The organism is Carnobacterium divergens (assembly GCF_900258435.1).
Taxonomy (GTDB): Bacteria; Bacillota; Bacilli; order Lactobacillales; family Carnobacteriaceae; genus Carnobacterium; species Carnobacterium divergens_A.
Genome location: NZ_LT992558.1, coordinates 2,185,853 through 2,196,887 on the forward strand (window position 1 = coordinate 2,185,853; position 11,035 = coordinate 2,196,887).

Here is an 11,035-nt window from a genome sequence, read left to right on the forward strand (position 1 = left end):
ATGCAACTCGCTCCTTTCTAGTTAAAATTCATTATAAATAAAATTGCCACTGTCTGTATTTGTGTAATCGTATAAGTAAACCAAAATTAATAAAATCGCTAAATAAAATACGGTCTTTGCACAAAATACCACAATATCATTTTCTTTTAATTTTTGAATGGCTTCTTTCATTTGAAATACCTCCTTGCCTTGTTTCATCTTTACTGAATATTACAGTCAGATTACACATTGTCATAATTCTATCATTTATTGCTATAAAAAAACATACAAATATATGTAAGATTTGTTAAAACACCTAACACTTTTGTCACTTCGTTAGAATTGACTGATAAATTACAATTTTGTTAGTTATTTCTACAATTTTTAGTTTATCGAACATTCCTCCTTCTAACATCCGCCTTTAGAATGAATTTCTGCTCCGTCGATTGTCCTAAATAGTCAACGTTTCCTATTATAACGTGTTTTATCTTTTATTTCAAAAAAAACCAAAGAAAGAAATTTTTGAAATTTCTTCTTTGGTTTAATCGGTTATTCTAGTGCACTGAAATGCTTCATTACATTTTCAGCTACATTTTTAGGAAGTCCAACAGCTTTTAACTCTTCTATTGAGGCTTCTTGGATATTTTTGACAGACTTAAAGGATTTCAATAAATTCTTTTTACGGGTTGGACCTAAGCCATCGATGCCATCTAATTTAGAGGCAAAACTGTTTTTATTTCGCAATTGACGGTGGAAGGTAATCGCGAAACGATGGACTTCATCTTGAATTCGTTGCAGTAAGAAGAATTCTTGACTGTTTCGTTTTAATGGAATGACACCTAGTTTTGGACCAAATAACAGTTCACTCGTTCGATGCTTGTTATCTTTAGCTAATCCTGCGATTGGAATTTCTAAGCCTAACTGGTTCTCTAATACTTCCTTAGCAGCGTCTACCTGCCCTTTTCCGCCATCTATCAAGACTAAATCAGGCAATGGTAGCTCGTCCTTTAAAACACGTGAATAGCGTCGATAAATGACTTCTCGCATTGACGCATAATCATCTGGTCCCACAACGGTTTTAATTTTGTATTTTCGGTACTCATTCTTAGCAGGTTTCCCGTCAATAAACACGACCATTGCTGAAACGGGATCCACTCCCATAATATTCGAATTGTCAAAAGCTTCGATGCGAATTGGAGCCGGAATATTCATTGCGTCCCCTAAATTTTTAACTGCCCCTAATGTCCGCTCTTCTTTTTTCTCAATCAGTGAGAATTTTTCTTGAAGGGATACGCTGGCATTTTTGTTGGCTAGTACGACTAATTCCTTTTTTTGGCCTTTTTGTGGTTGAAGTATTTTAGCATCTACTAGTGCTGCTACACTTTCACGATCAATATTTTTAGGAATCAAAATTTCTTTTGGTATAAAGTGTTGATTTTTTTGATAAAACTGACCGATAAAGGTTAGAAAATCAGCTTCTTCTTCGTTATAGAAAGGAAACAAAGAAACATCTCGTTCAATTAATTTTCCTTGACGAACAAAAAAGACTTGGACACACATCCAGCCTTTATCGACTGCATATCCGAACACATCGCGGTCGATAAAATCGGCACTTGTCATTTTTTGACGAATCAAGGTGGTTTCAATTGAATTGATTTGATCTCGAAATTCAGCGGCTTTTTCAAATTCCATGTTTAAGCTTGCTGTTTCCATTTTTTCTGTCAACTCATTTTTTACATCTTCGTAGCCGCCGTTTAAGAATCGTTTGATTTCTTCTACCATCTCAGTGTAGGTTTCTTTGGGAATGTCTTTCACACAACAACCCAAACATTGTCCTAGATGATAATAGAGGCACACGCGATTTGGCAACATTTTACATTTTCTTAGTGGGTAAAGTTTATCTAATAATTTCTTGGTTTCATTGGCTGCTTTAACATCTGGATACGGTCCAAAATAAATCGCCTTATCCTTTAATACTTTTCTCGTAATCAATAAACGCGGGTATTTTTCATTGGTAATTTTAATGAAAGGATAAGTCTTATCATCTTTTAACATGATATTGTATTTAGGATCATTTTTTTTAATCAAATTTATTTCTAATAACAACGCTTCAATATTGGAGCCCGTTACGATATATTCAAAATCAACAATTTCGCTGACTAAACGTTCTGTTTTTGTGTCGTGACTTCCTCTAAAATAAGAACGAACACGGTTTTTCAATACTTTTGCCTTTCCAACATAAATAATGGTGCCGTTTTTATCCTTCATTAGGTAACAGCCAGGTTGGTCTGGCAAAAGAGCTAATTTATGCTCGATATGTTCATTCATTGGATGAGTAAAACCTCCTTTTATTTAGGGATACACTTCTTCTAAAAATGAACATACTAACCGATTAAATAGATCTGGTTTTTTCATAATTAGAAAATGATCTGCATCTGGAATAATTTTTAATTGACTGTTAGGTAAGGACGCAGCGATCAATTCGGTGTGCGCTTCTTCAATCATATCATGATCTCCCGCCACAACTAACACAGGTGCTTGAATCGTTTGTAATTGTTCTGGTGTTAGTTGGAGTTGTTTCAACATTAAATCAATGATTTGTTTGCGTTGATTAAAATAGCGACTCACCTGTCCTAACAGTTTGGTCATTTTATAAGCTAACTTCACTTGCAAAACAGGAAGTTTTTTCATGCCATCTGTTTCTAAGTTTGCCCCTACGATAATTAACGATTGAACATATTCAGGATATTTTAAGGCTACATATAACGCGATATTGCCACCATCACTAAACCCAACAATTGCCGCCTTACGAACATTAAAATAATCCATTACTTCCACAACATCTAACGCTAATCGTGTAAAGCTAAGCGGATATTGGCCATGCTCTGAACGTCCATGTCCTCTTGTATCAATGGCAATCACTTGATATTTCTGACTAAATGCTTCTATTTGGTCTTCGAAGATACTACTGTCTTCTCCATTGCCATGTAGTAAAATAAGAGGTTTTCCTTCACCTGAAATTCTACAATAAATCTCGGTGTTATCAACTGGAATATAAACGGCTTTCATGCCTTGGCCTCCCTTTTAATAATTGAAATGTGTTTACTTGTTATCTAGTTTAATCCATTTTAATCGAAGTTGCAATTGACAAAAAAAGAGGCATTGCCTAGTAAATTAGGCAATGCAATCTGATTGTAACTTAAGCGTATTTTTTAATGATTTCTTCTAGTTGTTCTTTTGCGTGATAGCCCACTAATTTTTCAACCACTTCGCCATCTTTTTTAACAAGTAATGTTGGGATGCTCATAATACCAAATGAAGCGGGTACTTCTGGATTTTGATCCACATCCATTTTTACGATTTTTACTTGTTCGCCTTTTTCTTCTTCTAAAAGATCTAATACAGGGGATTGCATCCGACAAGGTCCGCACCACGTTGCCCAAAAATCAGTGATTACTAACCCTTCTTTTGTTTCATTTTCAAATGTTTGATCTGTAACTGCTAATACCATAGTTATTTCCTCCTGTTACTTATAAATTGTAAGTTTGATTTCTAAACTTATTATAACAAATTTTTTTCTTTTTTTCTAAAATAATGCTCGCTACTTAAATTCGACAATCGTAGCGCCATTTCCACCTTGATTGGCGGGAGCTGTTTCAAACTTTTTAATGGAACGATGATTTTTTAGCGCTTGGGTTACCCCTTGTCTAAGAGCCCCAGTTCCTTTCCCGTGAACGATAGTGACTTGTGGATAACCTGCTAATAATGCAGCGTCTAAATACTGGTCCAACTCTTTTAAAGCTGATTCGTAACGCTCGCCTCGTAAATCCAATTGCGTTGAAACGTGGCTGTTGCTTTCTGAGCGGACAGTTGCTACCATTTTGCGTGCTGTTTCCTTTTCAGCTTGGACACGGCTTAGATCTGATTCTTTAATTTTCATTTTTAAAATACCAATTTGAACTAGCCATTGATTGTTGTCTACTTTTTCCATTAAAATGCCTCGTTGGCCATAAGAATGAACCATCACTTCATCGCCTTTTTTGAAAGTCTTTTGTTCTTTCGCTTTTTTCAAGACTTTATTTTTAGCTAGTGCTTCTTCGTGATGTAGTTTAGATAATCTTGTTTTAGCGTCAATTAGTTCATGTTCTTTAATGCCACCTTCAAATTGACCTGTTAACTGCATTTTGCGTAAATCTTTAACAATTTGGCTAGCTTCTTCTTCTGCTGTTTCAACTACTTGATTGGCTTTTTCACGAGCTTTCTTCATTAAAACTTCTCGTTCTTCGTAAAATTGAGTAATGGCTGTTTGCAAGTCTAAATGCAATTGCTCAGCTTCCTCGACGTAATGACGCACTTCAAGATACTCTGTTTCCGTCATTTTACGACGATTCTCTAAATCTGCAATCATTTCATTTAGGTTTTGACTTTCCCCATCAATCAAGCTGCTCGCTGCTTGAATCACGGTTTCATCTAATCCTAATCGTTTCGAAATCTCGAAAGCATTACTACGTCCAGGTACGCCAATTAGTAAACGATACGTTGGGCTCAACGATTCAACATCAAATTCCATACTTGCATTGATGGTTTTAGGCCGATTATAGCCATAGGCTTTTAATTCAGGATAGTGGGTTGTTGCCATCACAAAACTGCCAATTTCCCCTACTTTATCTAAAATGGCAATCGCTAAAGCCGCTCCTTCTTGAGGATCGGTTCCAGCTCCTAATTCATCAAATAAGATTAAGCTTTTTTCATCAATTTGATCTAAAATAGACACAATATTAGTCATGTGAGAAGAGAAGGTACTTAAGCTTTGTTCAATCGATTGTTCGTCGCCAATATCGGCAAAAATCTCATTGAAGATTCCCATCTGACTTTCTTCTGCTACTGGCAATTGTAAGCCCGATTGTCCCATTAATTGCAACAAACCAAGTGTTTTTAATGTAATGGTTTTCCCACCCGTATTTGGTCCCGTAATCACAACAGCTTGGTAATCACCACCAATAGTAATGTCATTTGCTACTGCTATTTTTTCATCCAATAAAGGATGTCTTGCTTGGTGAAATTTGATGTCATTTGTTTCGCTAATCAAAGGTCTCGTTCCTTTAATGGCTTTTGCATAACTAGCTTTTGCACCGATGAAATCTAATTTTCCTAATAAATAGGTATTGTTTAAAATTTCATTGCCAAATGGTTCGATTTCATTTGAAATTTCAGCTAAAATACGGTCAATTTCTTGACGCTCTTCTATTTGTAGTTGTCTTAAGCGATTGTTTAAGTCAACGACACTTTGTGGTTCGATAAATAAAGTTTGACCTGTTGAACTTTGATCGTGGACAACCCCACCGAAATGACCTCGGTATTCTTGTTTGACTGGAATCACGTAACGATCATTTCGCATAGTCACAATCGCATCACTTAAATACTGAGCACTTTTGCCACGTACCATGCCATCTAATTTTTCACGAATGTTGCTCTCTGCTCGCTTCATTCCGTTGCGAATGCCTTTTAACGCTTGACTTGCGTCATCTAAAACGCGACCGTCTTCATCCACTGTTTCACGTATTAATTGGCTTAATGTTGGCAGTGTGACAAGTTTTGCTACTAGTTCATATAATTGATGCAACTCGATTTCAGCATCTTTTAAGTCGTCAAAGAAGCGTGTTACTTCTGACGTCGTTTTTAAAATTTTACCGATTTGAGCAATCTCAAGGCCATTTAGCATGGCTCCGATTTCTAAACGTTTCAAATGAGGGCGAATGTTTTGCAGTTTGGGAATCGGCATTCCACCACGTAAACGCAAGATTTTTGCGCCATCCTCCGTTTCTTCCTGCCATTTTTCAACTTCCTCGATGGAGGTTGAAGGAGCTATTCCTTCCGCTTGCTCTCTTCCTAACTCAGAAGAAGTGTAACGAACAAGTGCCTGTTTGATTTTATCAAATTCAAGTGTGTAACTAATTTTTTTATTCATATCCAACCCTTCCTTCACTTCATTTCCTTAAAAGAAAACGCCCTTCAAAAAAGAAGAGCGACTCATTAACCGATTGTACCGATCCACCAATTGTAAATTTGATTGGACAGTATCGGCGTATGCTTGACAATAAACTGCGCTAAACTACTATTTTTTAACATTTCTTGGATGGTATCCATTGGAATCATGGCTAATACATATAAAATCAAAAAAATAGCAATATAAGCCACAAGTACGCTTAAAATTCCGCCACCTAAATAGTTGGCTTGTTTGATGATTGGGAAAAACGTTAACGAATTTAATAATCGGCCAATAAATCTTGTAACCAACCAACCGATAAATAAAATCAACATAAAAGCAACTGCATTATAAAAAGCTTTATCTAGTTCCAAACCTAGGGCATGATCGAAAAAAGCGAATTGGCTGTTTTCGGTTGCCGACGGATAGGGAATAAAAAGTTCTAAATGAGCTCCTAATTTTAAATAATAAAGTCTTGCCACAATATAAGAGAGCAAATAGCCTCCTGTCATGACAATTTGTAAGACAAGACCCCTTCTTGCGCCACCATAAAAATTTATCACTAAAACAATGATGATTCCTAAAGAAAGCATTCTCTCATCCTTTTCTACCTGAAAGTTAGGGGATCTGATTATCCCTCTTCAAATTTTGCTAATTTAGTTTCTAACTCAGTTATTTTTTGACGCATTTTTTCCATTTCGATTTGCATTTCTAATTGATCAGAAACGGCATTGACTGCTGTTAAAACCGCCATTTTATCTAGTTCAAGATTATCTGTTAAGCTTTTAATCTGATTGATTTGCTCATCAACGGTTTCTGCTACCAGTTGAAGATGCTCAGTTGGTCTTGAACCAACAATGGTATAGGATTTCCCCGCAATGGTTGCCTTATAACGTTTTTTTCCACCTGACAAAGAAAGCCCTCCTAATGTTACATTTCCCTTATTTTACCATGAAATTGAACAAAGTTGCATTCTTTTTTAAGAAAATCACTTGATTTAAGATTAAATTAAGGCTTTCGACTCGTTTTTCAGTAAAATATGGTAAACTTATAAGAAAATCAATGGATTAGAAATGAGTGAATCCGCTTGGCAAATGATGTATTAACGGTTGCAACAGCAACTCTTAAAGAAATGAAAAATTATTATCAAGACTATTTAAAACCTACTACTCCACCTGGGGCACTTTTTGCTGCAAAAAAAAGTTCAGTAAATATCACGGGCTACAATTCTGGTAAAGTTTTATTTCAAGGAAGTTCGGCTGAGCAAGAAGCCCATATTTGGAAGAGCAAGGCCACTACTACTTTACCCTCAAAAAAAAGCACTAGTAAAAAACCAATCGACACGCCACTTCCCCACGGATTTGATTCTTGGTCCGTTATCGGAAGCGATGAGGTGGGAACAGGCAGTTACTTTGGTCCGTTAACGGTTGTAGCAGCTTATGTTGAAAAAAGTCAAATTCCATTGCTAAAGGAGCTGGGTGTGCGAGACTCTAAAGACTTAAAAGATCCTCAAATCATTGCCATTGCGAAAGACTTGATGACCTTTTTACCTTTTAGCTTGCTCAATGTAATGCCAGAGAAATACAATCAAATTCAACCAACAATGACCCAAGGAAAAATGAAAGCAGTCTTACACAATCAAGCCTTAGGACATGTCTTAGCTAAGATTTCTCCACAAAAACCGGATGCCATTTTAATTGATCAATTTGAATTGCCTAGTACTTATTTTAAACACATTCAAGATCAACCTGCGCAAATAAAAGAGCGGGTTTACTTCCAAACGAAAGGCGAGGGACATCACTTAGCTGTGGCTGCAGCTTCTATCATTGCTCGTTATGCCTTTTTAAAAGGATTGGACGACCTATCTGCAGAAGCTGGAACGAACATTCCTTCTGGCGCTGGAAGCAATGTCGATTTGGTTGCAGCTAAACTATTAAAAAGAGGTGGCGTAACACTGCTAGGAAAATACGCCAAACTTCACTTTGCTAATACTGAAAAAGCAAAAAAAATCAGTGGTCGCTACTAAAAAAGACGCCCGTTTCAAAAAAAACAACTTCTATTCAATTGAATAGAAGTTGTTTTTTTGTTAACGCTTTTTGCGCTTTACTACGAAATGAATAATCCATGTAATCACACCACTAAAAAGAAATAAGTAGCCTAGGGGGATTAAGAAAAAGTAAGGTTCATGTAACAGACCATTGCTGTCAACTCTTGATTCTGTAAATGCACTGGATAAGAAACAAAGTCCACCTATTAACAACAGGCTCGTACTCATCACCATCAGTTTTGCTTTTCTGACTTCACTTGCATCTTTAACTAATTTGTTTGTCATCTGTTCATCTCCTAAAATTAATTGATCGAGTGAGATGTCAAATAATTTTGCAATGCGCACCACCATTTCTAAATCAGGTAAATTCCGATCATTCTCCCAACTAGAAACAGCTTGTCTAGAAACCATTAGTTTTTGAGCCAATTGTTCTTGTGTTAATTTATTATCAGTTCTAACTTTTTTGATTTGTTTGCCAAAATTCATATCTGCCATCTCCTCGTTCCATTATCCTAAAAGAAAAAAAGTTTTTTTTAAAGATTGCCTTACAAGCATGTCGGACAGCCCAACTGTCATTGCTATTAAATCAACATTTTTGAAACAAATTTACTACAAAATAAATTTATTTCAAGTAGTTTATTTTGGATAGTGTTTTAGTTATTATTTCCAAAAAAGTAACAATTTAATCTTCTAATGCTTTTATTTCCATTTGAGTAACTACGATACTTGCTGCACTTAATACACCAATTCCCAGCAATAATTTTGAAGAAAACGGAACACTTAGAACTAGACATCCAGTCGCAATCAGTCCATTTGCATATTGACTTCTTTTTAACGAACGTTTAGTTGGCACCGGCAGTGTAACTGAAATTCCCATTTTCTGATTGAACTTATTTAACGAATAATGCACTTTTTTTATCATCTGTTTTCCTCCTTAAAAATCCCTGGCAATGAGTGGTCTAATAAAAATTCAAAAGATTTTTCTGTAGCTGTTAACGTATCTCGATCAATTGTTGCCAAAAATAAAATAGTGTGGATAATGTCAATCGCCTCTTTTTCAGGCAACAACAAATGCAAGTTAGAAGTGTGAATTACTTCTGAAAAAATGTCCAAGCTTTTTTCTTTTAACTGCGTGACTTGCTCTTGAGGTAATTTGGCAAAAAATAAATCATACTCTGAGTTATTAAAATTATACAAAGCTGGATACTGACGATATTCTTTAAACAGCCACTGCATTCCTTTTTTAAACCCTCGTAATGAAGAATCTTCCTCTTGAATAAAGTCCGCCCATGTTGTCAACAACTTTTCTTGTACCCTCTCAAGAACTTCAATAAAAAGCTGTTCTTTGGTTTCATACATTAAATAAAAAGCTCCTGTTGAAATTCCAACAGTCTTCGTTAAGTATGGAATGCTCGTTCGTTTGTAGCCATTTGTCTTCCAGCTCTCCTCACAAGCTCTTTTTAATTTTTCCTTAATCTGAAGCTTGTCCTCTTCTGAAAATCCTCTTACCATTCCTAAACCTCCTTCTCTTTTCTTATTCGTTCTGAATATGAATATATTTTATAATAAATTCATGAATAAAACAACACAACTATTCACGAACGATCACTCTTTTTTTTGATACTAAAAAAACTTCTAGAACGTCGTGATTCCCACAACTTCTAGAAGTTTTTATTTACCTTTTTTTTAGTTTATTTTGTTGATATAAATACACTGGAATACCTAGTAACGTTAATAATAATCCTAAACCTGCATTTAAAGGCTGAACATATAGTGTATTTAAAATGATATAGAAACCACCTAAAATCGCAATTAAAGGAACGACTGGATAGAAGGGAACCTTGTAAGGTCGAACCAATTCAGGGTTGGTTCGTCTTAACTTAATCACCGCAACAAAAGTTAACGTATTGAAAATCCAAATGACAAAAACAATTAAATCCGTCAGTTGATTAAATTGTCCCGAGCAAATCATCACAATTGAAATCACCAACATTAAGATTCCTCCATTTGTTGGCATATTTCCAGATTTACTTAACTTGCTAAACCAATTGCTAAAAGGCAATAAATTTTGGCTTCCTAATGCATATGGAATTCTTAATCCAGAAATCGTATATCCGTTAATTCCGCCAAAAACTGAAATTAAAATTCCAATCGTCACAAGTTTTCCTCCAAAACCACCAAATAAAGCATGCGCTACAGCGGCTGCAGGTGTATCCGTAGCTGCCAATTGAGGTGCGTCTAAAACGAATAGGTAGGCAATATTAATCAATAAGTACACCGACATAACGACCGACAAACCTCCGATAATTACTTTAGGTAGCACTTTGCCAGGATTTTTCATTTCCCCAGCTAGCGCGCCGACGTTCATCCATCCATCATAAGCAAATACGGTTGCAACTAAAGCAGATCCTAGGCTAGTTACAAAGGGGTGATCTGTTACGCTCATTGGCAACAATCGAACAACACCACCTCCTGGATAAAGCAAACCTGCAATAATAATAACAGCAATTGGGATTAATTTTAATAAAGTTGAAACATTTTGAACAAAACCACCATATTTAGTTCCTAATAAATTCATCCCCATTACTAAACTAGCAACACAAATTGCAATTGGAATCAAATACCCCATTGATAAATCAAATAAACTCGTTACTTGTGTAGCAAATATAATAGCTAATGCTGCAATATTGGCTGGAAAATAGACAATCATTTGTGCCCAACCTACTAAAAATCCAAGCCACTTTCCAAATACTTTTTCTAAGTAAATCATCATACCGCCTGTTTCTGGAAAAATCGTTCCAATCTCGGCAACTGTCAAACCTCCGGCAATCGCAATAACGCCACCTAACACCCATGCCAATAGACCTAATCCAGGTGAGCCGGCTGCGCCATATACAGCAGTTGGTTTAAAAAAGATGCCTGCTCCAATAACCGTTCCTATCACGACGGTAAGCGCGGTTAAAGCACTCACTTCTTTTTTCAATTGTGTTCCTCCCATAAAATACGGTCACATCCTTTTTTTA

12 protein-coding genes are annotated in these 11,035 nt (G+C 35.9%); 1 reads left to right on the plus strand and 11 read right to left on the minus strand.

Annotated features, from left to right (window positions below; genetic code table 11):
- Positions 1 to 21: 21 nt before the first annotated feature.
- The 7 genes from CDIMF43_RS10965 to zapA all read right to left on the minus strand — a co-directional run bounded on the left by CDIMF43_RS10965 (position 22) and on the right by zapA (position 6,878).
- Positions 22 to 171, minus strand: a complete 150-nt coding sequence (locus CDIMF43_RS10965; protein ID WP_074403360.1) for a teichoic acid D-Ala incorporation-associated protein DltX — start codon at positions 169 to 171, stop codon at positions 22 to 24.
- A gap of 357 nt (positions 172 to 528) precedes the next feature.
- A complete protein-coding gene (uvrC, locus tag CDIMF43_RS10970) occupies positions 529 to 2,307 on the minus strand; it encodes an excinuclease ABC subunit UvrC (protein ID WP_074403361.1) in 1,779 nt (592 codons plus the stop codon).
- 24 nt (positions 2,308 to 2,331) lie between these two features.
- Positions 2,332 to 3,048: an alpha/beta fold hydrolase gene (locus CDIMF43_RS10975; RefSeq protein ID WP_074403362.1), complete on the minus strand. Its 717-nt coding sequence runs from the start codon at positions 3,046 to 3,048 to the stop codon at positions 2,332 to 2,334.
- Between the two features lie 130 nt (positions 3,049 to 3,178).
- Entirely contained in the window at positions 3,179 to 3,490 is a 312-nt protein-coding gene (trxA, locus tag CDIMF43_RS10980) for a thioredoxin (protein WP_034568726.1), read from the minus strand.
- A gap of 90 nt (positions 3,491 to 3,580) precedes the next feature.
- On the minus strand, positions 3,581 to 5,947 hold the full coding sequence (locus CDIMF43_RS10985) for an endonuclease MutS2 (protein WP_109841982.1): 2,367 nt from the start codon (positions 5,945 to 5,947) through the stop codon (positions 3,581 to 3,583).
- Between the two features lie 65 nt (positions 5,948 to 6,012).
- Complete coding sequence (locus tag CDIMF43_RS10990) at positions 6,013 to 6,558, minus strand: CvpA family protein (RefSeq protein WP_074403364.1); 546 nt, start codon at positions 6,556 to 6,558, stop codon at positions 6,013 to 6,015.
- 38 nt (positions 6,559 to 6,596) lie between these two features.
- Positions 6,597 to 6,878: a cell division protein ZapA gene (gene zapA, locus CDIMF43_RS10995; protein WP_074403365.1), complete on the minus strand. Its 282-nt coding sequence runs from the start codon at positions 6,876 to 6,878 to the stop codon at positions 6,597 to 6,599.
- Positions 6,879 to 7,052: 174 nt separating this feature from the next.
- Between zapA and rnhC the strand changes: the two genes are divergently transcribed.
- Positions 7,053 to 7,991 (plus strand): ribonuclease HIII, encoded by a 939-nt coding sequence (rnhC, locus tag CDIMF43_RS11000; RefSeq protein ID WP_109841983.1) that lies wholly within the window; start codon positions 7,053 to 7,055, stop codon positions 7,989 to 7,991.
- Between the two features lie 60 nt (positions 7,992 to 8,051).
- On the opposite strand, the gene CDIMF43_RS11005 is transcribed toward rnhC, so the two are convergent.
- From CDIMF43_RS11005 to CDIMF43_RS11020, 4 genes are all read right to left on the minus strand, one after another.
- The gene (locus tag CDIMF43_RS11005; RefSeq protein ID WP_416171950.1) at positions 8,052 to 8,507 is read right to left on the minus strand and encodes a helix-turn-helix domain-containing protein; all 456 of its coding nucleotides are present in this window, start codon (positions 8,505 to 8,507) and stop codon (positions 8,052 to 8,054) included.
- A 187-nt stretch (positions 8,508 to 8,694) separates the two neighbouring features.
- Positions 8,695 to 8,934, minus strand: a complete 240-nt coding sequence (locus CDIMF43_RS11010; protein ID WP_109841985.1) for a hypothetical protein — start codon at positions 8,932 to 8,934, stop codon at positions 8,695 to 8,697.
- Positions 8,931 to 9,524: a TetR/AcrR family transcriptional regulator gene (locus CDIMF43_RS11015; RefSeq protein WP_109841986.1), complete on the minus strand. Its 594-nt coding sequence runs from the start codon at positions 9,522 to 9,524 to the stop codon at positions 8,931 to 8,933. The genes CDIMF43_RS11010 and CDIMF43_RS11015 overlap by 4 nt, the downstream gene beginning before the upstream one ends.
- Before the next feature lie 163 nt (positions 9,525 to 9,687).
- Positions 9,688 to 11,010, minus strand: a complete 1,323-nt coding sequence (locus CDIMF43_RS11020) for an APC family permease (RefSeq protein WP_109841987.1) — start codon at positions 11,008 to 11,010, stop codon at positions 9,688 to 9,690.
- Positions 11,011 to 11,035 lie beyond the last annotated feature (25 nt).